Origin of the sequence: Methylosinus sp. sav-2, assembly GCF_004366495.1 — a bacterium.
Lineage (GTDB): Bacteria > Pseudomonadota > Alphaproteobacteria > Rhizobiales > Beijerinckiaceae > Methylosinus.
Map to the genome: position 1 here is coordinate 98,878 of NZ_SOEJ01000002.1, position 23,766 is coordinate 122,643.

Sequence of the window (23,766 nt, forward strand, 5' to 3'; positions counted from 1 at the left end):
CGCAGAGCAGGCCTCCGCTTCGGCTGGAAACGCCGCGGAATTGCGCATCCGCCGCTTGCCGCCGGCGTGACCGGGGCCTAAGCTATATAACAAACCTATATAGCGTGCCAGAAGGAGCTTCGGCCATGCGCATCGGCGTGTTCTGCACCTATGAAAACCCTGTTCGCGACTATAAGGCCTGCTTCGACGCGCAGACGCGTCTCGTGCGCCGCGCGGAGGAGGTCGGCTTCGAGGAGGCCTGGGTCGCCGAGCATCATTTCGACGATGACGCCGTCAGCCCATCCATATTGACGCTGCTCTCCTATCTCGCAGGCGTCACCTCGCGCGTGCGGCTCGGCTCGGCGGCGGTGCTGCTCGCTTTCCGCAATCCGATCCAGGTGGCGGAGGATGTCGCGACCATCGACGTTCTCTCCAATGGCCGTTTCGATTTCGGCGTCGCCAAGGGCGGTCCCTTTCCGGCGCAGAACAAGCATTTTCACGCGGCGAAGGAGGAGTCGCGCGACATGACTCTCGAGGCGCTCGAGCTGATCGAGCGTCTGCTCTATGAGGATCGCGTCACTTTCTCCGGCGCGCATTTTCATGTCGATGATCTCGCGCTCTACCCCAAGCCCTTGCAAAAGCCGATTCCGACCTGGATCGCCACATCGACGCCGTCAGCGATCGAATATGCGGCGCGCAAGGGCTTCGGCCTAATGGCGGCCTCGCTTGTGCCGATCGCCAAGATCGAGCAGGCGGCCGCCGCCTATCGCGCGACGGGGCCAGCCGCCGATCCGCGTCTTGCTCTGGCGCGCTTCTATTATGCCGCCGAGACGCGTGAGAAGGCGCTGGCGGAGGCGCTGCCCTTCATCGCGCGTTTCGCCGATCGCATGCGCGGCATTTTTCTCGCGCAAAATGCGCCGGCCTCTTTCGATCCGGAGGAGATCGTCGAGCGCTCGCTCATCGGAAGCTATGAGGAGCTCGCTGAGAATATCGTCGGCATTCATCGGCGGCTCGGCGTGGGCTCGCTGCTGCTGAAGCCGGCGACGACGAACGAGGCTCTCGCGCTTGCGAGCCTCGATGACTTCGCGGCGAAGATTCGCCCGCGCATAGAGGCCGCGCTCGCCTGAGCGGAGCGCGCTCGGCTCAGGGCGCGGCGTTCTCGGCGAGCAATCTCTGTATCGTCTCCAGCAGCCGCTCGACGTCGGCCGGCTTGCCGAGCTGCGCGCTGTTTTGCAGCGGGATGCGGACGGCGTCCTCATCCGCTGTGGCGCCGCTCAGGACGAGCGCCGGAAGGTCGCGATTGAGCAGCTCGCGCAGGCGCCGCACGACGAGCGGCCCCACCACGCCATTGGGCAGATGATAATCGATGATCACCATGTCCGGCCGGGCGCGGTCGCCGACGACGATCTTGGTCGCGGCGTCGCCGTCTGCGGCGGCCAGCACCTCATGGCCCTCTGTCGTCAGCAGCAGCTCGAGCGAGTCGAGCACATCGGCGTCGTCGTCGACGACGAGAATGACGCCTCTGCGCGACGGCCGCGCGCCGACGCCGAAGAGCGCGTCGCCGCAGCGTAGCGGTTCCGATCGCCCGTCGTCGCCGCGCGAATCGTGGAGCGGCGCCTCGATCGCGCAGCGACGCGGCAGCCGAATGTGAAAGCATGTGCCGCGCGAATCATCCGATTCGAATTCGATCGCGCCGCCATGCGCCAGCACGATCTGCCGACAGATGAACAGGCCGAGGCCGAGGCCACGCATGCGGTCGCTGCTGGCGAAGGGTTCGAACAGCGCGTCGCGCAGCGCGCTCGGCACGCCGCGTCCGCCATTGCAGACGTGGATCACGACAAAGTCCGCCGCGCCGCCGTCGATCCGCAGCGAGACCGGCGCGCCGGGCGGGCTGTGCTCGACGGCGTTGCCGAGGAGATTGGAGAGAAGCTGCAGAATGCGGTCGACATCCCAGGCGCCGTCCATGTCGCCGTCGAAATCGAGCCGCAGGGCGCGCCCGCGTCCGCTGAACTCATCGGCGATCTGCTCGACGACGCGCCGGAAATTCGCCGCGGCGGGACGGATGGCGAGGCCGCCGCCCATTCTGATGCGCGTCAGATCGAGAATCTGCTCGATCATCCGCGCCATGCGCTGGCCGCTCTGGCGAATGAGCTGCAGCGCCTTGCGCAGATCGTCGTCCTGCGCAACGCTCAGCGAGCGCTCGGCGGAGGTGAGTATGCTCTGCAGCGGATTGCGCAGATCATGCCCGAGAATGCCGACGAACATCTCGCGCATGCGTTCCACTTGCAGAAGCTGCTGGCGCTGCCGCTCCAGCGTCACGAAGACGTCGACCTTGCTGCGCAGCACCTGCTCGTCGATCGGCTTGAACAGATAGTCGACGGCGCCGACCTCATATCCCTTGAACATGCGCGAGACGTCCGGCGAATGCGCGGTGACGAAGACGATCGGCACATAGCGCGTCTTCTCCACGCCGCGCATCAGCGTCGCCAGCTCGAATCCGTCCATCTCCGGCATGTTCACATCGACGATGGCGAGCGCGATGCTGCGATCGAGGAGAATGTCGAGCGCGGTGCGGCCCGATTGCGCGGTGACGATGTCGAACGCGTCGCAACGCAGCAGCGCCTCCATCGCGATCAGATTCTCCGCGAAATCATCGACGATGAGAACGACCGGGAGCTTGGACGTGCGGCCCGAGTCGAAATCGGGCGTCGACGACCGCCGACGCCCGGACGGGTTCGAGGAGTTTTCGATCGCTCTCATCATTTCACCCGATAGATGTGCTCGTCAGCCGAAAGAATCTCTAGAGAAGACGCATGACGTGAGAAGGCGAGCGATTCATTCGGCCCGAGGCCGATGAAGCCGCGCGCGCAGAGCGACTCGCGAAACAGGCCGATCGCGCGATCCTGCAGCGTTCGGTCGAAATAGATGAGCACGTTCCTGCACGAGATGAGGTGCATTTCGGCGAAGGCGGCGTCGGTCGCGAGGCTGTGGTCGCAGAACAGGATGCGCTGCTTCAGAAAGGGCGCGATGGTCGCATAGGCGCCGCGCGCGACGAAATAGTCGGAGAGCGCCGCGCGTCCGCCGGAGCCGTGGTAATTCTCGGCGAAACCGCCCATGCGGAAGAGCTCATAGGCGCCGGCCTGCGCGATCGCCATGCTCTCCTTGTCTATGTCGGTCGCATAGACGAGCGAGCGCTCGAGCAGCCCTTCCTCGTGCAGGAGAATGGCGATGGAATAGGCCTCCTCGCCGGTTCCGCAGCCCGCCACCCAGAAGCGCAGCGAAGGATAGGTGGCGAGATGCGGCGCGACCGTCTCGCGCAGCCCGCGGAAATAGCAAGGATCGCGGAAGAGATCGCTCACCTGTATGGTGAGATGGCGCAACGCTTCCGTGAAAGCGCCCCTGTCGTGGACGATGCGGTCGAGAAGATCGGTGATCGTCGCGCATCGCAGCGCGATCTGAGCGCGGGCGACGCTGCGGCGCAGAGAGGAGCGCGCATAGCCGCGAAAATCATGCTGATAGAGCCGGAATATGGCCTCCAGCAGGAGGTCCAGCTCGATCTCGGCTTTCTCATCGGAGTCGAGAAGGATCATTTCGGCATCCATACGCGGATCAGCGACAAGAGCTTCTCGACGTCGATCGGCTTGGAGATATAATCATTGGCGCCGGCCGAAAGACATTGCGCGCGATCGTCGGGCATGGCCTTGGCGGTGAGCGCGATGATCGGCAGAGCGGCCTTGTCCTCGCGCTCGCGGATCGCGCGCATGGCGGCGAGCCCGTCCATCTCCGGCATCATCAGATCCATCAGCACCAGATCGATCGTCGGATCGCGATCGATGCGCTCCAGCGCTTCTTTGCCATTGCGGGCGATCTGCACCGTCATGCCTTCACGCTCGAGCACGGCCGTCAGCGAGAATATATTGCGCACATCGTCCTCGACCAGCAGCACGTGGCGGCCGTCGAGAACGCTGTCGCGGCTGCGCGCGATCTCGAGCATATGCTGCTGCTCGGGCGACAGCTTCGATTCCGCCTGATGCAGGAAAAGAGTGGTCTCCTCTATGAGCCGCTCCGGCGAGCGCGCGCCTTTGATGATGATGGATTTCGACAGGCGCCGAAGCTTCTGCTCCTCGTCCATGCTGAGCGAGCGCGCGGTGTAGATGATCACCGGCGGCGCGACGCGCGTCTCGTCGCGGCTCATGCGCTCCAGAAACTCGAAGCCGCTGACGCCGGGCAGCATGAGGTCGAGAACCACGCAGTCGAAGGGGCGCGCGTCGATCTCGCGCGAGGCGTCCTCGGCCGTCGCGACCGCGACGATCTCCACGCCGGCGGAAGACAAGAGCTCCATGAGAGCGGTGCGCTGCACGCCCTCGTCCTCGACGATCAGGATCGACTTGTCGCGATCGAGCCGGTCCTCCAGCAGGCGGAAGGCGGAGACGAGCTGCTCGCGCTTGGCCGGCTTCAATATGTATCCGACGGCGCCCATCTCGCGCGCCACTTTCTGATAATCATGCATCGAGACCACATGGATCGGCGCATGGCGGACCGCGGGGTCGCGCTTCAGCAGCTCGAGCACGGTGAGGCCCGACTGGTCCGGCAGGCCGATGTCGAGCAGCACGGCTTGCGGACGGAAGCGTCGCGCCAGCGTCAGCGCGTCGCCGGCCGAGCCTGCGACGATGCATTTGAAGCCGAGCTCACGCGCGAGATCGCGCAATATTTCTGCAAAGGCGGGATCATCCTCGACGATCAGCGCCACGCGGCGTGAATCCGTGATCTCGTCGCGATCGTCCGATATCGGCGCCGGCGCGGGCGCCACAGGCGACGGCGGCGGCTCCTCGCGTCGCACGGCGAGAGCCGCCGCGCCATCGGCGCGCAGCGGCAGCAGCAGGGAGAATGTGCTGCCCTGTCCCGGCGTGCTGCGCACGCTGAGCGCGCCGCCCAGCAGCTCGGCGAACTCGCGTGAGATGGAGAGGCCGAGGCCGGCGCCGCCGAACTTGCGGTTGATGCCGCCATTGGCTTGGCGAAATACCTGGAAGATCGTCTCCTGCTGATCGACCGCTATGCCGATCCCCGTGTCCTCGACGACGAAGGCGACGCGCTGCGCGCTCTCGCGCCGCACGATGAGGCGCACGCCGCCGCGCTCGGTGAACTTCACGGCGTTGGCAAGAAGATTGGAGAGAATCTGCTGCAGGCGCTGGCGATCGGTTTCGATCATGTCCGGCGCGCCGGGCTCGACGGAGATGGAGAATTGCAGCCGCCGCTCGGCCGCGAGCGGCTCGAAGCGCCGCTCGAGATCGGCGAGCAATGTCGAGATCGCCGTCGTCTCCATGTCGAGCTCGATCTTGCCGGCCTCTATCTTGGAGAGATCGAGAATATCATTGATGAGCACCAGCAGATCATTGCCGGCGGAATAGATGCTCTGCGCATATTTGATCTGCTCGGGCGCGAGATTGCCGTCGCGATTGTCGACGAGCAGCTTGGCGAGAATGAGCGAGCTGTTGAGCGGCGTGCGCAGCTCATGCGACATATTAGCGAGAAATTCGGATTTGTAGCGGCTGGCGCGCTCCAGCTCCACGGCCTTCTGCCGCAAGGCGGATTCTGTCGCCAGCAGATTCTCCTTCTGCAGCTCCAACGCCCGCGTGTGCTCTTCGAGCGTGTCGTTGACCTGACGCAGTTCCTCCTGCTGCGCGGTGAGCTCCTCGCCTTGCGCGCGCGATTCCTCCAGCAATTGCTCTATGCGGCCGCGCGCCTCGGCGGAGCTGATCGCCTGTCCGACGCCGCTCGAGACGAAGTCGAGAATAGCGAGACGCTTCTCGCAAAAAGGCTTGATCGCGCCGAGCTCGATGACGCCGCGCGTCTCCCCTTCGTGCAGCAGCGGAAAGATCAGCAGATGGCGGGGCGGCGTCTGCCCGAGCCCCCAATGAATGGCGAGGCCGTCCTCTGGAATGTCGGTCACGACGATGCGTCGCTTGTCCAGCGCGACTTGGCCCACCAGCCCCTCGCCGAGCCGCCAATGCTCGCGCATGCCGGAGGCGCCGGCATAGGCTCCGGCGAGCCGCAGCGTCGCGCCGCCATCCTCGGCGACATATTGCGCGCCGACCTGCGCGCTCAATGCGCGGCACAGCAGAGCGAGCACGCGCTGCGCCAGCTCGCGCATCGTCGGATTGCCGCTCATCGCCTGGGACAGCGCGGTCTCCTGCTCGGCGAGCCACATTTGCCGGTCATTGCGCTCGGCGGCCTCCCGCAGCGCGCGCGTCATCGCCTGCAGCGATTTGCCGAGCTGATCCTTGTCGCTGCGCGGCGAAGGCTGCGCGGAATAATCGCCGCCGGCGATCGTCTCCATCTCGCGGGCGACTCCGCGCAGGCTGTCGACGAGATCATTGAGCGATAGGCCGAGAATGTCGCTGGGGCCGGCGAGATCGATATGGCGCTCGAGATCGCCCTCCGTCACCGCGCGCATGACGCTGGCGACATGATGCAGGCGCTCGCGATGATCCTCGAGATTTTGCGCGGTGAGCGCGCCATAGGTGTCGACGACGACGGCCGAGTCGAAGGCGATGAGCTTGCGCACGGAGAGAGCGGCGGTCGCACGCGCGCGCAGCCGCTCGTCGTTCTCGATCGCGCGGCGCAGCCAGGCGGAGACGAATTCCATGGCCAAAAGATAGATGAGCAGGCCGAGCTCGATGCGCGCATGCGTGCGTCCGATGACGCGTCGGCGCTCCACATAGGCGTCATCGACATTGGCGGCGAGAAAATCGGTCCAATATTCGTTTTGCTGCGCCTTCACGCGCTGCAGCATGCGCGGGTCGGCGAAGAAGCGCGCGAAATCCGAGAAGCCGCGGAGCCAGGCGTAGAAGTCCTCGATCAGCTCCGGCACGCGCGCGGAGAGCGTCTCGCCGACGAAGCGGATATCCGCGAATGTGGACTCGTCGAGCCCATGCGAGGCGCGCAGCGAGTCGTGATCCACGAGGAAGGCGGCGCTGGTCTCGCCCGGCGACATCAGCGTTCCCCTCGCGTGAAGGCGCCGGCCGAGGCGCGCCAGAGTCTTTCGAGATCGTCGCGCATCGGCAGTGTCCGCATAGGGTTGATAAAGAGTTAATGTCTCAAATGAATCGGCCGAGCGAGCGCCGAGGCCGCCGCGCGGGAACGATTGGTATAAACGTGACGTGGCGCCGTCAATAGGCCGGCGAGGCGCGTCTTTCCCCGGCGGAGAACGGGCCGACCGCGCATCATAGAATGAATTCTATGACATTTCGGGAAAAATGCCCGATTTTTTTAGACGATTGTCCCTCGACAGCGCGAGCCGCAGAGGCGAAAGTTCAGCGCCGCCGCGTGATCGCCGGTATTGGACCAATCGCATGAACCCGATGGAACCGCTTCGCTTTCTCTCCCCCGACCGCGCCTTCGATGTGGGCGCGCGGCTCGGCGAGATCAGGACATTCTTGCAGGAGCGCCTCATCGGCGCCGATGCGCTGGTCGAGCGCCTGCTGATCGGCCTCGTCGCCGATGGCCATGTGCTGCTCGAGGGCGCGCCGGGCCTCGCCAAGACGCGCGCGGTCAAGCTGCTCGCCAGCGCCTCCAATCTCACCTTCGCGCGCATTCAATGCACGCCCGATCTCATGCCCGCGGACATCACCGGCACGTCGATCTGGCGTCAGGACAAGAGCGTCTTTGAATTTTCCGCGGGGCCGATCTTTCATTCGCTGCTGCTCGTCGATGAGATCAATCGCGCGCCGCCCAAGGTGCAATCGGCGCTGCTCGAGGCCATGGCCGAGCGTCAGGCGACAATCGCCGGCGCGACCCACGCGCTGCCCGACCCTTTCATGACCGTGGCGACGCAGAACCCGATAGAGCATGAAGGCACGTTTCCGCTGCCGGAGGCGCAGCTCGATCGCTTCATGCTGCATGTCGAGCTGGCGCTGCCGGACGCGGCCACCGAGCGGCTCATTCTCGATCTCGTCGAGCGCGAGGATCAGGGCGCGGCCGTCGCGCCGCCCGAGGCGCTGCAGCCGGAGGAGATCGCCGGCGCGCGCCAGGCGGCGCGATCGGTCTTTCTCTCCGCCGCAATCAAGGATTATATCGTGCGGCTCGTCACCGCGCCGCGCGACGCGAGCATTGCGCCGGAGCTGGCGGCGAAGATCGCGCATCCGTCCTCGCCGCGCGGCACATTGGCGCTCGCTGCGGGCGCCAAGGCGCGCGCCTTTCTCGATGGGCGCGATTATGTCGCGCCGCAGGATGTGACCGAGCTCGCCGTCGATGTCCTCTCGCATCGCACGATTCTCGGCTGGCGCGCGCTCGCCGAGGGCGAGACTCCGCGCGGCGTCATTCGCGCCTATCTCGATGCGGTTCCGCCTGCATGAGCGCGGCGGAAGCGCCTGTCCTCGGCGTCGATCTCGATGTCGACTCCTTGATGCGTCTGCGGCTGCTTTCGACGCGCAGCAGCGCGCGCAGAGCCGCTGCGACTGCGCCGCTCGGCGGCGTGGCGCGGCGTCGGCGCGGGCGCGGCGCCGAGACCTATGACGTCCGCCCTTGGTCGGACGGCGACGATATGCGCAGCCTCGATCGCAATGTCACCGCCCGCACCGGCGCGCCGCATGTGCGCACCTTTCACGACGAGCGCGAGCGCTCCGTGCTTTTTGTCGTCGATTTTCGCACGCCCATGCTGTTCGGCACGCGCCGCGCCTTTCGTTCGGTCGCGGCGGCGGAGGCCGCGGTCGCCTCCGCCTGGCGCGTCATCGACTCGCAGGGCCGCGTCGGCCTCGCGGCGATCGGCTCGGCGGGCGCGCGCTGCTTCGGCTGGGCTGTGGGCGCGCGCAGCTTTCCGCCTCTGCTCGTCGCGCTCGCCGAAGCGCATCGCTCCGCTCTCGCGGAAAGCGCCGAAACAGCCGAGCCGCCGCTCGCAGCCGCGCTCGAGGAGATGGAGAGCGTCGGCGGAACATCGGCGCTCACTCTCGCCAGCGCGCTGGATTCGCCGGGCGAAGCTTTCGACGTAATTGCAACGCGCATCGCGCGTCGGCGCGACCTCTCCGTGCTGCTCGTCGCCGATCGTTTCGAGCTGGCGCCTTCGCCGGGTCTCTATCCGTTTCGCACGCGCGTGGAAGACGGCTTGCTACGCATCGCGCATGGAGCGCGGACTGCGCCCGACGAGCGGCTGGCGCGCTTGCGCCGGCTCGGCGCGCGCACGCTCGAGATCGACGCCGGCCTCGATGCGGAGACGATCGCGCGCCTGCTCGAGCGCTTGGATATGGAGCGGTTCGATGGCTGATCCTTCTGAGCTGCTCCAGCAATTGCGGCCGCTGCGCGCGCCGCCGCCGGATGGAACGGCGGAGGTTCTGCTCATGGCGCTCGTCGGTTGCGGCGCCGGCGCTTTGTTGACGCTCGCCGTCTTGTTCTGGCGCGCGCGCCGCCGTCCTCTGCGTCGCGCCGCGCTTTCCGCGCTGGCGTCGGCGCGCGCGTTGCCGGCGACGGAACGGCTCGCGGCGCAGGCGAGAATGCTGCGCGATCTCGTCGGCGCGCTCGACGGCGGCGTCGCGCATTCGCATGGCGAATCCTGGCTGACGCGGCTCGATGCGATTTTCGCGACGACTTTGTTCAGCGAAGGCGAGGGCCGCGCTTTCGGCGATGCGCTCTATCGCCCGCGCGCCGATGATCCGAGCGAGACGCTCGATCGTTCATTGCAAAAGCTGCTGTCGAGGCTCGATCGATGAACGGCCTCGAATTGGCGACGCCTCTCGCGCTCGCGCTCTTGCCCGCGCCCTTGCTGCTGCGCTTGTTGCGCGGGCGCGCGGCGGGCGGCGGATTGCCATTGCCGGAGACCATTCGTCATCGGCTCGGCGCCGGCGCCGCATCGGGCGGCCTGCGTCTTTCCTGGCGGGCCATCGCTTCCGCGCTCGCCTGGATCGGACTCGTGATCGCGCTCGCGGGGCCGCGCGTCGCCGGCGCCGTCGCGGCGCTGCCGGCGACCGGGCGCGACATCATGCTGGCGCTCGATCTCTCCGGCAGCATGACGAAGACGGATTTCGAGATCGACGGCGTCGCCGCCAGCCGTCTCGCCGTGCTGAAACATTTCGGCGCGGAGCTGATCCGCCGTCGCTCCGGCGATCGCATCGGCCTCGTCGTCTTCGCCGAGACGGCTTTCGCCGCGGCGCCGTTGAGCTTCGATCTGCGCGCGGCGAGCGCGACGCTCGAGGAAATGGAGATCGGCCTCGTCGGCCGCTCCACCGCGATCGGCGAAGGGCTCGGCCTCGCGGTGAAGCGTCTTTCGGATTCCACCGCGCCGTCGCGTCTCGTGATACTGCTCTCCGACGGCGCCAATAACGCCGGCGTCAGCGAGCCCAGCGCCGTCGCCGAGCTGGCGCGCGACATGGGCGTGAAAATCTTCACCATCGGCCTCGGCGTGAATGACACGGTCGCCAATCCCGACGATACGGATGCGGTGGATTTCGTCGCGCTTCAGCACATAGCGGAGATCGGCGGCGGCGTGGCGTTTCGTGCACGCACGGGCGCCGAGCTCGACGCTGCGACGCGCGCGATAGAGTCGCTGATCGCCGGGCCGGCGCCGGCTCCGCCGACGATCATCTATCGTGAGCTGTGGATTTATCCGGGCGCGCTCGCTTTCTTGGCGGCGGCGGCGCTCGCGCTCTCGACCAGAGAAAGACGATGATCGAGCTCGGCGATTTCGCTCTGCTGCGACCGCTCTGGCTGCTGGTTCCGCCAGCGCTGGCGCTGGTAGTCTTGGCGACGCGGCGGCGCGATGCGCTCGGCGATTGGCGCCGCATCGTCGATCCGGCTCTGCTCGCTGTCATGCTGCGCCGAAGCGCGAGCGTCGGCGCCGCCCGCAGTGACGGGCCGCTGTTTTTCAGCGTCGCGCTCATCGCTCTCGCGCTCTGCGGGCCGGCGATGAAAATGCGCGGCGCCGAACAGTTTCGCAATCTCGACGCCACATTGATCCTGCTGGACGTCTCGCGCGCCGAGCGCTTGCCTCGAACCATCGCGGCGGCGCAATTTCTGCTCGAGCGCTCGGGCGCGCGGCAGATCGGGCTGGCGCTCTACGCCGGCGACGCCTATCTCGCGAGCCCACTGACGGATGATGCGAAATCGCTCGAATCTCTGCTCTTCGCCATAGACGAGAGAACGGTGCCCGATGGCGGAACGAGGCCCGATCGCGCGCTCGCCTTCGCTCGCCGCCTGCTGCGCGAGGCGGATATCGCAGAGGCGGATATCGCCATTATCTCCGATGGCGATGGGCTCGATCCGCGCGCCGAGCGGCTCGCGGCTTCTCTCGCGCGCGAAGGGCGCAGGGTGCATAGTGTCTTCGTCTCGGCGCGCGCCGGCGCGGATGCGCTCGAGCCCGCGCGCCGCGCCGCTATGACGGCGCTCGCAGCCGCCGGAGGCGGGCGCGCCGGCGACGCCGCCGATCCTCGCGAGATCGCGCGCGAGATAGAAATGCGCGGCGTCGCTCATATTGCAGAAGGCGAGCTGCGCGCGCTCGAATGGCGCGACTATGGTCGCTTTATCCTGCTGCTCGCGGCGGCGGCGCTGCTGCTCGCGCTGCGGGGGAGGGGCGCATGATCCCGCATCATCGCACGAGGGGCGAGCCTGGAGGCGCGCGGTCCATTGCGCGCCTCGGGCCGCGCGCCTTCAGGCTCGCTCTCTTCTTCCTCTCTCTCGCGCTCGTGAGCGCTCTATCGACTCTCGGAACGCAGCTCGGCGGACGCGCATTGCTGGCGCTCGGCCTGCCATCCCTTGCGGCGCAAGTCTTCGCCGATCCCGTCTGGAAAGGCGCCGCCTTCTATTCGGCCGGGCGCTGGGAGGAGGCCGCCGCCGCTTTCGCGCGCGATAGCGACAGCCTCTATGATCTCGGCAATGCGCTGGCGCTCGCCGGTCGTTACCGGGAGGCGGTCGCCGCCTATGATCGCACGCTGCGCGCTGATCCGGACGATGAGGACGCGGCCTATAATAAAACTCTGCTGCTCGGTCTGCTCGAGCGCGAGAGCGCCGGCGGCGACGCCAAGGCCAATTCGGCCGCGACTGGCCAGCAGCGCGCGCTCGGCAGTCTCGACGATGACAAAGGCGGCGGCGGGGAGGGCGCGGCGGGCGAGCGCGAGACGAGCTCGCGGCCGGGCGACCGCGGCGGCGCCAAAGCCTCCAAGCAGGGCAAGGGCCAGGAGGAGACGAAGGAGAGCGGCGCCGGCGCGACTGGCGCGGTCGGAGCCTCGGAAGGCGCGGGCCGCACCGGCGGCCAGAGGATCGACGTCGCGGCTCTGCTGCATGAGCGCGATCGCCGCGTGCGCCGGCGCCTCGAGGCGCGCTCCATTCGTGCGAGCGCCGATTGGCTGCAGAGCCTCGACGACGATCCCGGCCGTTTCTTGAAGCTGCGCATCGCCGCTGAGAAGGCGCGCCGTTTGCGCGCCGGCGGCGGCGCGCTGGAGGAGGATGATTGATGCCGCGCCGGCTCACGCTTCTTCTGTTCTTATTGCTGCAGCCTCTCGCGCAGGCGCTGGCGCAGGAGGAGCCGCCCTTCGGCCGCGTCGAGCTCCGCGTCGAAGCGCCATCCGAGACGCCCTATGTCGGCGAGCCGCTGCGGTTGGTGATCCGTTCCGCCATACGCGGCCGCGTGCTGCTGGATCATATCATCCAGCCTTCGCTGCTCGATTTCGATTGGCAGCAATTCGGCGTCGACTCCTCCAGCGAGGAGATGATCGACGGCTTTTGGACGCCGGTGGTCGAGCGTGTGCTGATGATCTATCCGCTGCGCGCCGGGCGGCTCACCATTCCGCCCTTCAAGCGCCGCATCGCCTATCGCATCGACGAGAGCGGCAGGGTGGAGGCGGAATATGTTTCCGCGCCTCTCCAGATAGAGGCGCGCGCCCGCGACGGGCTGGTCCCGCCGGGCGAGAGCTTTCTGCCGGCGAGAAGCCTGCGCATCACGGACGCCTGGGACATAGAGCCGGACAGGATTCCCTTCGGCGAGACGGCGCGGCGCACCGTCACTGTGGAGGCCGAGGGCGTCACCGCCGATCGCCTGCCGCCGCTGCCCAATTTCCGCGCGCCGGGAATCATCACTTTCGCCGCGCCAGTGGAGCGGCAGACGATCGTGACCGATCAGGGGCCGATCGCCCATGCGGTCTATCGCTGGAGCGTGCGGCCCGTGTCGGCGGTCGCGGCCTATGCGCCTGCGATCCGCATCGCCTGGTTCGATGTCGCGACGCGGCGCATGCGCGAGGCGATTGCGCCCGAGCGGCGCATCGCTTTCGGCGACGCGCCGCGTGAGCGCTCGGCCGCGAAGCTGCGCGAGAGTCCGGGCCTGTCGGCGCCGCAGCCGATGATCGCCGCGCTGGCGAGCTTCGTCGCGACGGCCGCTCTCATCTGTCTCGTCGCCGCCATGCGGGGACGGATCGGCGTGCGGCGGCCGGCTGCGCTCGCGGCGTTGAGACGAGCCGCTCGCATGGCGGACGCCGTCGCCTTTCGCCATGCCGCGCGCCGCTTGGCGGAGGCCGATCCAAAAGCATGGGCGAGGGTTGTCGCGCGCGAGGACATTGGCCCTGCGCTGGCCGTGTTGGACGCTGCGCTCTATGGGCCGAGGCCGGCGGCCGCCCCGGCGCTCGCGCCGCTGGCGCGCGCCATCGCCGCCGCATGGGCGCCGAGCGGCGCTGGATAGCGGACAGAATATGGAAACCGCCCTCACGGAACGACGGTGATCGTCCCGCTCATATGAGAATGCAGCCCGCAGCGAAAGGACACCTCGCCCAGACGGGTCAGCGTGACGTCGAAGCTCTCGTCCTCATCGACATGCTCGGGCGAATGGAAGATTTCTTCCTTGCCCATCGCGCCGATGATGGAATGCGGGGCCTGATCGTGGTTGACGAAAACGACGGTCTCGCCCGCTCGCACGGTGATATGGACCGGCGCGAAGGCGAAATTCTCGATGCGCACCTCGGCCGCGAGGCCGGGACCGAGCCAGAGCGATATTGCGAGAAGCGAGGCCCAGAAAGCGCGCAGTCTCATACGAAGCCCGCGGCGATATTGACGGTGAGCGCCAAAATCGCGGTGTTGAAGAAAAAGGCCAGCACGCCTTGCACCAGCGCTGCCGCGCGCATCGTCGTGGAGGCGGTGGAGACGTCCGCCGTCTGCGAGGCGACGCCGATCACATAGGCGAAATAGAGAAAATCCATATAGCCGGGCTGCTGCGCGCCCGGAAAGATCAGCCCTCCGCGCAGCTCCGCGGGGCGATCCGGCGTAGTGGCGCGCTCGAAATAATATTCATGCGCATAATGCAGCGCGAAGGTGAGATGCACGAACAGCCAGGAGAGCACGACGGTGAGCACGGCGAGGGAAATATGCGCATGCTTGGAAAATCCCTCGAGATTTTTGACCGGCCCGAGCTCGGCGACGATCGCGCCGATAGAGGCGCAGGCGGTGGCGATGGTCATCACCAGAATGACGAGCCGGCCTTCGTCCTGAAATTGCGCGCGGCGCCGTATGGAGCTCGGCGTCGAGCGCGCCATCATCTCCGCCGAGAGGAGGAGATAGAGCGTCGCGAAGACGTCCCAGCCGACCAGCGCGCGCGTGACCTCGCGCCAGCTCGCGGGCAGCAACAGGCCGACCGCCGCGCCGGCGAGCAGGCAGAAGAACAGCCGCGCGCGCGCCCTGGCGATGCGCCACAGCAGCGGGCGCCGATGGCGCGCGTGAGTCTCTGCGGCGTGGCTCATCGGCTCGCTCAATTGCTGCGCAGCGCGACGAAGCGCGCGGCCTGCGCGAGCACGCCCGTCGCCGCGCCGAGCCCCGTCTCGGCGAGCGCCGCTACGGCCGCCTCGACCAGCGCGTCGCGCCGCTCGCGCGCCTTGTCCATGCCGAGCAGGCCGATCAATGTGGCCTTGTTGCGCTCCGCGTCCTTGCCGGCGCGCTTGCCGAGCGCCGCCTCGTCGCCCTCGGCGTCCAAAATATCGTCGGCGATCTGGAAAGCGGCGCCGAGCGCGTCGCCATAGCGGCCGAGCGCCGCCGCCACAGGAGCCGAGGCCCCGCCGAGAATGGCGCCGAAATCGACCGAGATGCGCAAGAGCGCGCCGGTCTTCATGGCCTGGAGGCGGAGCGTCTCCTCCTGGGAGAGCGGGCTGGTCGCCTTTTCGGCCTCGAGGTCCAAGGCCTGGCCGCCGACCATGCCGCCGAGCCCGGAAGCGCGGGCCAGCGCCAGCACCAGACGGGCGCGGATTTGCGCATCCGCATGGGTCGCCGGATCGGCCAGAACGTCGAAAGCATAGGTCAGCAGCCCGTCGCCGGCGAGAATGGCGGTGGCTTCGTCGAAGGCCTTGTGGGCGGTGGGGCGGCCGCGGCGCAGATCGTCGTCGTCCATGGCGGGGAGATCGTCATGGGCGAGCGAATAGCAATGGATCATTTCGATCGCCGCGGCGGCGCGCCGCGCGCTCTCGCCCTCGACGCCGAAGAGGCGGGCGGATTCGAGCGCCAGAAACGGCCGCAGCCGCTTGCCGCCGCCCAGCGCCACATAGCGCATCGCCTCCAGCAGCCGCGCCGGCCGGGCGATTTCGCTCGAAAGCGGCTCCGCGCCGAGGAGACCCGCGAGCGTGGCCTCGGTCGCGCTCGCCGCCTCGTCGAGGCGGCGGCGGAAAACGTCGTCGATGGTCTTGGCTGCGTTGGTCTTGGCTGCGTCGCCGGTCATGGGACCCTTTCCCGAGAAAATCATTCCATCTGGCTCGGACCTAACAAATTTGCGATCAATCCCCAAGTGGCGAGGGGAAGAGGCCGCGCAGGGGGCGCGGCGCGAGAGGAAATCCGAAAATATGACCGTTTCTTTGTTCGAACCCTTTCGGCTGGGTGATTTTACGCTCGCCAATCGCATCGTCATGGCGCCGCTGACGCGCCGTCGCGCCACCCATGGGACCAACGCCGCCAATGCGCTGATGGCCGAGCATTATCGCCAGCGCGCCTCGGCGGGCCTCATCATCGCCGAGGCCTCGCAGATTTCCCAGCAGGGGCAGGGCTACGCCTATACGCCGGGGATTTATTCGCCCGAGCAGGTCGCCGGCTGGCGTGAGGTGACGGAGGCCGTGCATGCGGCGGGCGGGCATATCGTCCTGCAGCTCTGGCACGTCGGGCGCGTTTCGCATGTCTCGCTGCAGCCCGGCGGCGGCGCGCCGGTCGCGCCTTCCGCCATCGCCACGACGAAGCAGGTGGCGATCGAGACCGGCGCCGCCGATTGCTCCGCGCCGCGGGCGCTGGAGCTCGGTGAAATTCCGGGGCTGATCGCCGATTATCGCAAGGCCGCGCGCAATGCGAAAGAGGCGGGCTTCGATGGCGTCGAGGTGCATTGCGCCAATGGCTATCTCATCGACGAGTTCTTGCGCGACGGCTCCAACAAGCGTGAGGACGCCTATGGCGGCGCGCCGCAAAATCGCGCGCGCTTCGGCCTCGAGGTCGTGGACGCCGTGCTGCAGGAATGGGACGCGTCGCGCGTCGGCGTGCGCATATCGCCGGTGAGCCCGGTGTATGATATGTCGGACAGCGATCCGCAGAGCGTCTTCGGCTATTTCGTCGAGAGGCTGGCGGAGAAGAAGCTCGGCTTTCTTCATGTCATAGAAGGCGCGACGCAAGGCCCGCGCGATGTCGCGCCTTTCGATTATCTCGCTTTGCGGAAGAGCTTTCCCGGCGCCTATATCGCCAATAACGCCTATACTTTGGAACTCGCGCAGGAGACGCTCGCGAGCGGGCGCGCCGATCTCATCGCCTTCGGCCGGCCCTTCATCTCCAATCCCGATCTCGTCGAGCGCCTGCGTCGGCGCGCGCCGCTCGCCGATGTCGATTTCGAGACAGTCTATGGAGCGGGCGCGAGAGGCTATACGGATTATCCGACGCTGACGGCGTGAGCCGGCCGGGCTCGTTTCTCTTTACGGGAAACGAGCCCGCTGAGCGTTATTCCGCCTTGGGCGCAGCGTCCGGCGCATGGCCGTCATGGCTGCTCTCATGTCCGCCATCATGGCCCGCGCCATGGCCCTGATGCATGGATTTCATATGATCCATCATCATCTGATCATGCATCTGATGCATTTGACGCATCTCTTGCATCATCTTGCAGCAGCCGCCCCCATGGCCGTCGCCGTGCTCCTCCTGCGGAGCGGCGGGCTTGGTCTCGACATTGGTCTCGGCGAGCGCCGGCGCGATCGTCGCCGCCAGAAGAGCGGCCGCCAGTGTGGGAATGATATTTTTCATCGCATCGCCCTCGCTATTGCCGGCATCTTTATAGGAAGTGGTCGCCGGCAGGGTCGATCGCAATGCGGCGACATGTCCTATTTGTCGCGTATTTCTCCAAAAGCGAGCCTCTCGGCCCGCCGGCGAATCAGCTTTCTGGCTCGGCGACAGTCTCGCAGGAGACAGAACGCAGGCGCTGCTCGGCGCGATCGCGATCGCTCGCGCGCTTGGCCAGCGAGCGCAGCAGCACGAAGCCGCGCATCGAAGGCGCCGTCACATGCACTTGGCTCGGCGGTGCTTCCTCATCCTCGCCCTCGACGGCTTCTATTTGGCGCGCATCGCCGATCAGAACGTCGATCTTGCCCTTGATCGCCGAGCGATCCGTGGCGGAATGAAAGATGCGGCCCGTTCGCGCGTGAAAGGAGAGCGCGAGCAGATCCTCCAGATCGGCGTCGGCGCGCACGCGCATCAGACCTTTGGAGAGATCGAAGAGGCAGACGCCTTCGACGAAAGCCGAATCCTCGAAAGGCGTGACCTCGGCGCCGGGCGCGGCGCGCGGCAGCAGAGCGACGCCATTGGTCGTCGTCTCGGCGTTCTGCGCGGCGGCGAGCAGGCGCGCATAGGCGTTGCGCGGCGCCACGTCCGGCATCAGCAGCACGGAGACGATGTGAACGGAGCCCGCGACGCAGACGGTCGCGAGCGCCCAGGGCAGCCAGTCGAGATAGTCGCGAGAAATCTTCATGCGCAATGGAGCTTCACGATCTTCGGAAAGGTCTGAGGGTCGGGCGCCGATTCGAGGTCGAGCGGCGTGTCATAGAGGCGCAGCGCCAGCACGAAAGGCTCTTTCGACACCGGCAGCCAATTGCCGGGCCGCGCCTGCGCGCCAATGTCGATCTCGAAGGCGCCGCCCTCGCGCCGCGCAATCTCGCTCGAGGTGAAAGCGTGGCGATCGGCGGGATTGTCGATGAGCCGGCCGGCGACGCTGGTCGCGCCGAGCGTCCAGAAGCGCGCCGCGGGAGTGGTGTCGAAGACGCGATAGTCGCAGCGTCCATCGAGCGGCGCCCCGCTCGAATCCGCATGGGCGAAAAAGGCGAGGCCCTGATCGCGCCCGAGCGGCGCCTCGCCCGAGCGCGCCAGCACAGCGCGCGCATAAGGGTCGATCTCCGCGCCGCCATGGCGCGGCCAGGCGGTCCAAGGTCCGACATGCAGCGCGCCGAAGCCGCGGCCGAGCCCGAGCGAGACGGCGGTCATCGCAAAGCCCAGCAGCAGGCCCGCGATCATCACGACGAAAGCCCTCAGATAATTGGTCATGCGAAATCCGTCAGCGCCGATCGGCGCGCTTGTCGGTGGAACGCGTCTGCGGCTGCGAGCCGGCGGCGGGGCGCTCGGGACCGTCGAGCTTCATCTTCGACTCGATTTGTCCGAGCGCCTCCAAGGCGCCGCGCGAGAGCGCCGCGGGACGCGCCGGCGCGCCGAGCTCCAGCGTCTTGGGCTGAGCGGCGGCCGCCGCCGCGAGCGTGGCGGGCGTGGCGAGTCCGCGGATCGGCTTGATGGCGATTCCTTGATGCGCATAGGCCATGATGTCGTGCCATGTCTTCGCCGGCAAGGTGCCGCCGGTCATATTGGACATGCCCTCATTGTCGTCGTTTCCATACCACACGCAGCCGCCCATATTGCCGGTATAGCCGCAGAACCACGCGTCCTTATAGCCATTGGTGGTGCCGGTCTTGCCGATGACGTCGATTCCGGGGCCGAGATTGGCGCGCCCGCCCGTGCCTTCGTCGATCACGCGCTTCATCATCGTGTCGAGCTCGGCGACCTTCTCGAAAGGCACGACCTGCTCTTGCGGCGGCGCGTCGCGATCATGCTGATAGAGAATATCGCCGCGGCTGTTGCGCACCTCCGTGGCCGCATAGGGCGTCGTCTTTTTGCCGCCATTGGCGAAAGCGGCGTAGCCGGCCGCATGCTCGAGCAGGATGACGTCGCTCTGCCCGACGGGCAGAGAGGGCGTGTCCTCGAGCGGCGTGGTGATGCCGAGCTTGCGGCAAGTGTCGATGATCTTGGCGCGGCCCGCATGAGAATCGCCATTGCCGATGGCGATCGACAATTGAATGGCGATTGTGTTGAGCGATTTGGCGAGCGCCAGTGACAGCGGCAGCGAGCCGGCGTAGCCGCCGCTATAATTATGGACGCAATAATTGCCGATGCAGGTGGGACGATCCGTCACCACCGTCGTCGGCTTGAACTTATTGCTCATCAGCGCGGTGAGATAGACATAGGGCTTGAAGGACGAACCCGGCTGGCGCGCCGCCTCCGTCGCGCGATTGAACTGGCTCGCGCCATAATCGCGCCCGCCGACCAGCGCGCGCACGGCGCCGTCGAGATCCATGAAGGCCGAGGCGCTCTGCTTCGCATGATAGGAGCGCCCGCTCTCGCGGAGATTTTCCTCCACCACCTCGTCGGCGCGCTTCTGCACATTGGGATCGAGCGCGGTGCGAATGACGAGCACGCGATCGTCGCCGAACTTGCCCGCCTCGGCGAGGCGCTGCGCCTCCTTGAAGGCGAAGTCGAGATACCAATCCGGGCTCTGGTCGCGCTTGCGCTCAACCGGCGTCGCAGGATTGCGCTGCGCGGCGACGATCTGGCTCTGCGTCATGAAGCCGGCGTCGACGAGATTGTCGAGCACGTCATTGGCGCGCGCGCGCGCTGCGGGGAGATTTACGTGCGGGGCGTATTTGGTCGGCGCCTTGAACAGGCCGGCGAGCATGGCGGCCTCCGACAGCGAGACGTCGCGCACCGATTTGCCGAAATAGAATTCCGCCGCCGCCTGAATGCCGAAGGCGCCGCCGCCCATATAGACGCGGTCGAGATAGAGCTTCAGTATCTCCTGCTTGGTGAGACGCTCCTCGAGCCAGAGCGCGAGAAAGGCCTCGTTGATCTTGCGCGTGAGAGTGCGCTCATTGGAGAGGAAGACGTTTTTGGCGAGCTGCTGCGTGATGGAGGAGCCGCCCTGCACCACGCCGGAGGATCGCGCATTCACCGTGAGCGCGCGTCCCGTGCCGATGATGTCTATGCCGAAATGCTCGTAGAAGCGTCGATCCTCGGTCGCCAGCACAGCCTTGATGACGTAATCTGGATATTGATCGAGCGGCACGGCGTCGTCATGCTTGATGCCGCGCTGTCCGGCGACGGCGCCATAGCGATCCAGAAAAGTGATCGAGAGGTCCTGCTTCTTCAGCCAATCGTCGCTGGTCATGCGCATGGCGGAGACCGACAGCGCGAGCGCGACCAGACCGCCGCCGAGCGCCAGCGTCAGCGACTCGCAGCCGATCTCCACCGCGACCCGTCGCAGGCCGCGCACCTGGAATCGGTTCATGAAGGCCGAGAAATTCTCATAGGCCTCGCGCGCGCCGCGGCTCGAGTCGAAGAGGCTCGAGTCGATATAGGCGTCGAGCGCCAGCAGAAGCCTTGCAGCCCGCTTGTATAAGCGCGAGGATCGAATAGGTTCGAGCAATTGCGCCGCTCCCTTGGCCCAACCGGGCGATTATGCGAACCAGGAGGCGGATGATAGCACTCCTCGAGCCGCCTTGACGATGGCCGGCCCGCAGGATCGCCGGCAGGATGAATAAAGCGCGCGCTGCGCCAAGGACGAGGGCCGAAGACAGAGCATGGCGAGGAATGGCGAAAAAGAAGCGGGCGAACCGTTCTGGATGAGGCCCTTGAGCGAATTGACGCGGACGCAATGGGAAAAGCTCTGCGACGGCTGCGGACGCTGCTGCCTGGTCAAGCTCGAGGACGAAGATAGTGGGGAAATCTATCATACGAGCGTCGGCTGCGACCTTTTGGACGGCGACACCGGGCGCTGCCGCGACTATGCCGGCCGCCAGACCAAGGTGCCCGACTGCGTGCGCCTGACCGTGAAGGCGCTCGCCGGCATCGCCTGGCTGCCGCCGACCTGCGCCTATCGCCTGCGCGCGGAAGACAAGCCGCTGCCGGACTGGCACCCGCTGCTGACCGGCGACCCGGCCAGCGTCCATACGGCCGGGGTCTCCGTGCGCGGCCGCGTGGCGGCTCATGAGCAGGAGGTGGAGACCGACGATCTCCCCAATTTCATCGTGCTATGGCCCAAGCGCTGGCCGCGGCGCAAGAAGGGGCGGGCGGCGTGAGGCGGGGTTGTGATTTTATTCCTTGACAGCGGGACGCTGGTCCTATAGACAAGTCCCATGCTCCAGAATTGCGCTTGGGGCGAGGGGCGGCGGCCCCCTGCCTCTCGGAGAGAGCTTCGAGATGGATTTCGCGATCAAAACGGAGATCGCCGATGCTCGCGCCGAGACCTTCGTCTTCACCGCTCAGAAGACGATGTACGGCGGCAAGACGATCGCCGTCGGCGACAGAGTGTTTCTTTTCGCGAGCGAGAATGAAGGCGGCCGCGGGCTTGTCGCGCGCGGAGTCGTCGTCTCCGCGGAGCCTGTCGCAAAGAAGGCCGGGGGCGAGCGGCAGACGCCCCGGGTGAACGTCGCGATAAGACGCGACGCGCTCGCGAAGCGTCCGCTCGGCCGCTCCGAGCTGAAGGCCTTCGACGACTGGACCGACGGCCGGCCGCAGACTGAGCTCAACTTCAAATTCTATCGCCAGGCGACCAATAAGATCGTCGGCGTCTCGAATGAAACCGCGGCGTTTCTCGATCGCTTTTTCTGAGCGCGCGCTGCGGATCGCGAGCCCTCGCGCTCGTCTCTTCCGAGAATCTCACGAAAGGCCGATGCATGGCGTCAAAGTCCGACGCGCTTTCGCGCGACATCGTCACGCAGGCGAAGCTGCTCTATGACGCGGGAGTCACGCCGCTCGCCGAGGTGCGCGCCATGCTCGGCATGAGCGAGCGCGCTTTCCACAGTTTTCGCGAAAACGAGGGATGGCCGATGCGGCCGTCGCCGATCAAGCGCAAGAGCGTGGAAGAGCCATCCATGGCGACGCGGCGGAGCGCGCCGACGGAGAAAGACTCGGGCAGCCTCATCGCGCGGCTCGAAGAGGCGGTGGAGCGCGAATTTGTCCGCGCCGAAGCGGCGCTCGCGACATGCGGCGCAAAGGCGGCGCCGAAGACGATGGAGACGAGCGCGCGCGTGCTTGCGAGCCTTGTGCGCAGCCTCGCGGAGTTGAAGCGCATGAATCGCGACGCCGCCGTGGCGCGAGAGGAGGACGGGCGTGTCCGAGACGCTTTCGACGACGAGCCTCCCCGCCAATTGGCCGAGCTCCGCGAGGAGCTTGCTCGCCGGCTCGAGCGCATGTGCGGCGATGGGCCGCCTGAATGAGCTGATCGACGGATTTTCCGCGCGCGAGCTGGAAACGCTGCTCGCGGATTGGGAGTTTTGCGCGCGCGAGGATCAATGGCCGCCCTTGCTCGCGCGCAATGGCGAGCCATGGCGCGTGTGGCTGATATTGGGCGGGCGCGGCGCCGGCAAGACGCGCGCCGGCGCCGAATGGGTGCGCGCCGTCGCGCGCGGCCGGCCGCAATTTTCGACGCGGCCCTTGTCGCCGATCGCGCTCGTCGGCGAGAGCGCCGCGCATGTGCGCGATGTGATGATCGAAGGCGTCTCCGGAATTCTCGCCATACATCCGCGCAGCGAGCGGCCCTTGTGGGAGCCGTCGCGCAAGCGCCTCACATTCGACAATGGCGTGGTCGCGCAGGCTTTCTCGGCGGAAGATCCCGAGAGCCTGCGCGGCCCGCAATTTTCCGCCGCCTGGTGCGACGAGCTGGCGAAATGGCGCTATGCGCAGGAGAGCTGGGATATGCTCCAATTCGGGCTGCGCTTGGGCGACTGGCCGCGCCAGATCGTCACCACCACGCCGCGCTCCATTCCGCTTCTGAAGCGCCTGATGAGCGAGCGCGGCGTCGTGACGACGCGCGCGACGACGCGGCAGAATGCGACGCATCTCGCGCCATCCTTTCTCGAGAGCGTCGTCGCGCAATATGCCGGCACGAGATTGGGGCGTCAGGAGCTCGACGGCGAGATCGTCGAGGAGCGCGCCGACGCGCTCTGGACTCGCAATATGTTGGAGGCGGCGCGCATTGTCGAGGCGCCGCCGATGGAACGCATCGTCGTCGCCATCGATCCGCCTGCGTCATCCGGCCAGCGCGCCGATCGATGCGGAATCGTCGCGGCGGGAGCAGCGAATGGAATCGTCTTCGTGCTGCAGGATGCGACGCTCGCCGCCGCGCGGCCGGCGCAATGGGCGCGCGCCGGCGTCGCGCTCTATCACAGGCTCGAGGCCGATGCGCTGATCGCCGAGGTGAACCAGGGCGGCGAGATGGTGCGCGCCGTCATTCACGAGGCCGACCCGAGCGTGGCCGTGAGAGAAGTCCGCGCGACACGCGGCAAATATTTGCGCGCGGCGCCGGTCGCGCAGCTCTATGAGCAAGGGCGCATCCGCCATGTCGGCGCCTTTCCGGCGCTCGAGGACGAGATGTGCGATTTCGCCACCGACGGCTTGTCGTCGGGGAGAAGTCCCGATCGTCTCGACGCGCTGGTGTGGGCCGTTCACGCGCTAGCGTTGGCGCCGCGCGCGCGCGAGCCGCGCATGCGACGATTGTGAGGC

Annotated in this window: 23 protein-coding genes; 13 read left to right on the plus strand and 10 right to left on the minus strand. The window is 66.9% G+C overall.

All coding sequences use genetic code 11. The annotated features are described in order from the left end of the window. Positions 1-125 precede the first annotated feature (125 nt). Positions 126-1,106 carry an LLM class flavin-dependent oxidoreductase gene (locus EDE12_RS06625; RefSeq protein ID WP_026597846.1) on the plus strand — a complete coding sequence of 327 codons (981 nt, stop codon included), beginning with the start codon at positions 126-128 and terminating at the stop codon, positions 1,104-1,106. 16 nt (positions 1,107-1,122) lie between these two features. Here the strand turns inward: EDE12_RS06625 and EDE12_RS06630 are convergent, their stop codons facing one another. The 3 genes from EDE12_RS06630 to EDE12_RS06640 are packed head-to-tail and all read right to left on the minus strand — an operon-like array spanning position 1,123 to position 6,973. Further along, the gene (locus tag EDE12_RS06630) at positions 1,123-2,739 is read right to left on the minus strand and encodes a response regulator (RefSeq protein WP_245511928.1); all 1,617 of its coding nucleotides are present in this window, start codon (positions 2,737-2,739) and stop codon (positions 1,123-1,125) included. Next, entirely contained in the window at positions 2,739-3,569 is an 831-nt protein-coding gene (locus EDE12_RS06635; RefSeq protein WP_026597848.1) for a CheR family methyltransferase, read from the minus strand. Before EDE12_RS06635 ends, EDE12_RS06630 begins: the two co-directional genes overlap by 1 nt. Further along, entirely contained in the window at positions 3,566-6,973 is a 3,408-nt protein-coding gene (locus EDE12_RS06640) for a response regulator (RefSeq protein ID WP_024878845.1), read from the minus strand. The genes EDE12_RS06635 and EDE12_RS06640 overlap by 4 nt, the downstream gene beginning before the upstream one ends. A gap of 367 nt (positions 6,974-7,340) precedes the next feature. Here EDE12_RS06640 and EDE12_RS06645 point away from each other — a divergent pair, with 367 nt between their 5' ends. Genes EDE12_RS06645 through EDE12_RS06675 form a run of 7 tightly spaced genes read left to right on the plus strand, consistent with a single transcriptional unit; the run spans position 7,341 to position 13,633 of the window. Continuing rightward, the gene (locus EDE12_RS06645) at positions 7,341-8,333 is read left to right on the plus strand and encodes an AAA family ATPase (protein WP_024878846.1); all 993 of its coding nucleotides are present in this window, start codon (positions 7,341-7,343) and stop codon (positions 8,331-8,333) included. Next, positions 8,330-9,238 (plus strand): DUF58 domain-containing protein, encoded by a 909-nt coding sequence (locus tag EDE12_RS06650; protein ID WP_024878847.1) that lies wholly within the window; start codon positions 8,330-8,332, stop codon positions 9,236-9,238. The genes EDE12_RS06645 and EDE12_RS06650 overlap by 4 nt, the downstream gene beginning before the upstream one ends. Beyond that, positions 9,231-9,680, plus strand: coding sequence for a DUF4381 family protein (locus EDE12_RS06655; RefSeq protein ID WP_026597850.1), 450 nt, complete (start codon positions 9,231-9,233; stop codon positions 9,678-9,680). Before EDE12_RS06650 ends, EDE12_RS06655 begins: the two co-directional genes overlap by 8 nt. Continuing rightward, the gene (locus tag EDE12_RS06660; protein WP_026597851.1) at positions 9,677-10,636 is read left to right on the plus strand and encodes a VWA domain-containing protein; all 960 of its coding nucleotides are present in this window, start codon (positions 9,677-9,679) and stop codon (positions 10,634-10,636) included. The genes EDE12_RS06655 and EDE12_RS06660 overlap by 4 nt, the downstream gene beginning before the upstream one ends. After that, on the plus strand, positions 10,633-11,544 hold the full coding sequence (locus EDE12_RS06665) for a vWA domain-containing protein (RefSeq protein ID WP_026597852.1): 912 nt from the start codon (positions 10,633-10,635) through the stop codon (positions 11,542-11,544). The genes EDE12_RS06660 and EDE12_RS06665 overlap by 4 nt, the downstream gene beginning before the upstream one ends. Continuing rightward, positions 11,541-12,416: a tetratricopeptide repeat protein gene (locus EDE12_RS06670; RefSeq protein ID WP_026597853.1), complete on the plus strand. Its 876-nt coding sequence runs from the start codon at positions 11,541-11,543 to the stop codon at positions 12,414-12,416. Before EDE12_RS06665 ends, EDE12_RS06670 begins: the two co-directional genes overlap by 4 nt. Then, positions 12,416-13,633 (plus strand): BatD family protein, encoded by a 1,218-nt coding sequence (locus EDE12_RS06675; RefSeq protein WP_051592343.1) that lies wholly within the window; start codon positions 12,416-12,418, stop codon positions 13,631-13,633. Before EDE12_RS06670 ends, EDE12_RS06675 begins: the two co-directional genes overlap by 1 nt. A 23-nt stretch (positions 13,634-13,656) precedes the next feature. Here the strand turns inward: EDE12_RS06675 and EDE12_RS06680 are convergent, their stop codons facing one another. Genes EDE12_RS06680 through EDE12_RS06690 form a run of 3 tightly spaced genes read right to left on the minus strand, consistent with a single transcriptional unit; the run spans position 13,657 to position 15,649 of the window. Further along, complete coding sequence (locus tag EDE12_RS06680) at positions 13,657-13,980, minus strand: plastocyanin/azurin family copper-binding protein (RefSeq protein ID WP_026597854.1); 324 nt, start codon at positions 13,978-13,980, stop codon at positions 13,657-13,659. After that, complete coding sequence (locus EDE12_RS06685; RefSeq protein ID WP_036290362.1) at positions 13,977-14,684, minus strand: DUF1345 domain-containing protein; 708 nt, start codon at positions 14,682-14,684, stop codon at positions 13,977-13,979. The genes EDE12_RS06680 and EDE12_RS06685 overlap by 4 nt, the downstream gene beginning before the upstream one ends. Before the next feature lie 8 nt (positions 14,685-14,692). Continuing rightward, positions 14,693-15,649, minus strand: coding sequence for a polyprenyl synthetase family protein (locus EDE12_RS06690; RefSeq protein WP_051592374.1), 957 nt, complete (start codon positions 15,647-15,649; stop codon positions 14,693-14,695). 121 nt (positions 15,650-15,770) lie between these two features. Here EDE12_RS06690 and EDE12_RS06695 point away from each other — a divergent pair, with 121 nt between their 5' ends. After that, positions 15,771-16,853 carry an alkene reductase gene (locus EDE12_RS06695; RefSeq protein ID WP_026597857.1) on the plus strand — a complete coding sequence of 361 codons (1,083 nt, stop codon included), beginning with the start codon at positions 15,771-15,773 and terminating at the stop codon, positions 16,851-16,853. A 46-nt stretch (positions 16,854-16,899) separates the two neighbouring features. Here EDE12_RS06695 and EDE12_RS06700 read toward each other — a convergent pair whose 3' ends face one another. The 4 genes from EDE12_RS06700 to EDE12_RS06715 all read right to left on the minus strand — a co-directional run bounded on the left by EDE12_RS06700 (position 16,900) and on the right by EDE12_RS06715 (position 20,689). Then, positions 16,900-17,196 carry a hypothetical protein gene (locus EDE12_RS06700; RefSeq protein WP_134188016.1) on the minus strand — a complete coding sequence of 99 codons (297 nt, stop codon included), beginning with the start codon at positions 17,194-17,196 and terminating at the stop codon, positions 16,900-16,902. A 127-nt stretch (positions 17,197-17,323) separates the two neighbouring features. Continuing rightward, positions 17,324-17,917, minus strand: coding sequence for a hypothetical protein (locus EDE12_RS06705; RefSeq protein WP_198029864.1), 594 nt, complete (start codon positions 17,915-17,917; stop codon positions 17,324-17,326). Continuing rightward, positions 17,914-18,486, minus strand: coding sequence for a DUF1214 domain-containing protein (locus EDE12_RS06710; protein ID WP_026597860.1), 573 nt, complete (start codon positions 18,484-18,486; stop codon positions 17,914-17,916). The genes EDE12_RS06705 and EDE12_RS06710 overlap by 4 nt, the downstream gene beginning before the upstream one ends. Positions 18,487-18,496: 10 nt before the next feature. Continuing rightward, on the minus strand, positions 18,497-20,689 hold the full coding sequence (locus tag EDE12_RS06715) for a PBP1A family penicillin-binding protein (protein ID WP_024878860.1): 2,193 nt from the start codon (positions 20,687-20,689) through the stop codon (positions 18,497-18,499). A 154-nt stretch (positions 20,690-20,843) separates the two neighbouring features. Between EDE12_RS06715 and EDE12_RS06720 the strand changes: the two genes are divergently transcribed. From EDE12_RS06720 to EDE12_RS06735, 4 genes are all read left to right on the plus strand, one after another. Then, complete coding sequence (locus tag EDE12_RS06720; RefSeq protein WP_024878861.1) at positions 20,844-21,341, plus strand: YcgN family cysteine cluster protein; 498 nt, start codon at positions 20,844-20,846, stop codon at positions 21,339-21,341. Positions 21,342-21,462: 121 nt separating this feature from the next. Beyond that, positions 21,463-21,873, plus strand: a complete 411-nt coding sequence (locus EDE12_RS06725; protein ID WP_024878862.1) for a hypothetical protein — start codon at positions 21,463-21,465, stop codon at positions 21,871-21,873. Between the two features lie 65 nt (positions 21,874-21,938). Next, positions 21,939-22,481 carry a hypothetical protein gene (locus EDE12_RS06730; RefSeq protein ID WP_084768405.1) on the plus strand — a complete coding sequence of 181 codons (543 nt, stop codon included), beginning with the start codon at positions 21,939-21,941 and terminating at the stop codon, positions 22,479-22,481. Next, positions 22,465-23,763, plus strand: coding sequence for a terminase family protein (locus tag EDE12_RS06735; RefSeq protein ID WP_051465498.1), 1,299 nt, complete (start codon positions 22,465-22,467; stop codon positions 23,761-23,763). Before EDE12_RS06730 ends, EDE12_RS06735 begins: the two co-directional genes overlap by 17 nt. The last annotated feature ends 3 nt before the right edge of the window (positions 23,764-23,766 follow it).

Coding starts and splice junctions, on each gene's coding strand:
- EDE12_RS06625 (WP_026597846.1), top strand. CDS start 126: ATGCGCATCGGCGTGTTCTGCACCTATGAAAACCCTGTTCGCGACTAT.
- EDE12_RS06630 (WP_245511928.1), bottom strand. CDS start 2,739: ATGAGAGCGATCGAAAACTCCTCGAACCCGTCCGGGCGTCGGCGGTCG.
- EDE12_RS06635 (WP_026597848.1), bottom strand. CDS start 3,569: ATGATCCTTCTCGACTCCGATGAGAAAGCCGAGATCGAGCTGGACCTC.
- EDE12_RS06640 (WP_024878845.1), bottom strand. CDS start 6,973: ATGTCGCCGGGCGAGACCAGCGCCGCCTTCCTCGTGGATCACGACTCG.
- EDE12_RS06645 (WP_024878846.1), top strand. CDS start 7,341: ATGGAACCGCTTCGCTTTCTCTCCCCCGACCGCGCCTTCGATGTGGGC.
- EDE12_RS06650 (WP_024878847.1), top strand. CDS start 8,330: ATGAGCGCGGCGGAAGCGCCTGTCCTCGGCGTCGATCTCGATGTCGAC.
- EDE12_RS06655 (WP_026597850.1), top strand. CDS start 9,231: ATGGCTGATCCTTCTGAGCTGCTCCAGCAATTGCGGCCGCTGCGCGCG.
- EDE12_RS06660 (WP_026597851.1), top strand. CDS start 9,677: ATGAACGGCCTCGAATTGGCGACGCCTCTCGCGCTCGCGCTCTTGCCC.
- EDE12_RS06665 (WP_026597852.1), top strand. CDS start 10,633: ATGATCGAGCTCGGCGATTTCGCTCTGCTGCGACCGCTCTGGCTGCTG.
- EDE12_RS06670 (WP_026597853.1), top strand. CDS start 11,541: ATGATCCCGCATCATCGCACGAGGGGCGAGCCTGGAGGCGCGCGGTCC.
- EDE12_RS06675 (WP_051592343.1), top strand. CDS start 12,416: ATGCCGCGCCGGCTCACGCTTCTTCTGTTCTTATTGCTGCAGCCTCTC.
- EDE12_RS06680 (WP_026597854.1), bottom strand. CDS start 13,980: ATGAGACTGCGCGCTTTCTGGGCCTCGCTTCTCGCAATATCGCTCTGG.
- EDE12_RS06685 (WP_036290362.1), bottom strand. CDS start 14,684: ATGAGCCACGCCGCAGAGACTCACGCGCGCCATCGGCGCCCGCTGCTG.
- EDE12_RS06690 (WP_051592374.1), bottom strand. CDS start 15,649: ATGACCGGCGACGCAGCCAAGACCAACGCAGCCAAGACCATCGACGAC.
- EDE12_RS06695 (WP_026597857.1), top strand. CDS start 15,771: ATGACCGTTTCTTTGTTCGAACCCTTTCGGCTGGGTGATTTTACGCTC.
- EDE12_RS06700 (WP_134188016.1), bottom strand. CDS start 17,196: ATGAAAAATATCATTCCCACACTGGCGGCCGCTCTTCTGGCGGCGACG.
- EDE12_RS06705 (WP_198029864.1), bottom strand. CDS start 17,917: ATGAAGATTTCTCGCGACTATCTCGACTGGCTGCCCTGGGCGCTCGCG.
- EDE12_RS06710 (WP_026597860.1), bottom strand. CDS start 18,486: ATGACCAATTATCTGAGGGCTTTCGTCGTGATGATCGCGGGCCTGCTG.
- EDE12_RS06720 (WP_024878861.1), top strand. CDS start 20,844: ATGGCGAGGAATGGCGAAAAAGAAGCGGGCGAACCGTTCTGGATGAGG.
- EDE12_RS06725 (WP_024878862.1), top strand. CDS start 21,463: ATGGATTTCGCGATCAAAACGGAGATCGCCGATGCTCGCGCCGAGACC.
- EDE12_RS06730 (WP_084768405.1), top strand. CDS start 21,939: ATGGCGTCAAAGTCCGACGCGCTTTCGCGCGACATCGTCACGCAGGCG.
- EDE12_RS06735 (WP_051465498.1), top strand. CDS start 22,465: ATGGGCCGCCTGAATGAGCTGATCGACGGATTTTCCGCGCGCGAGCTG.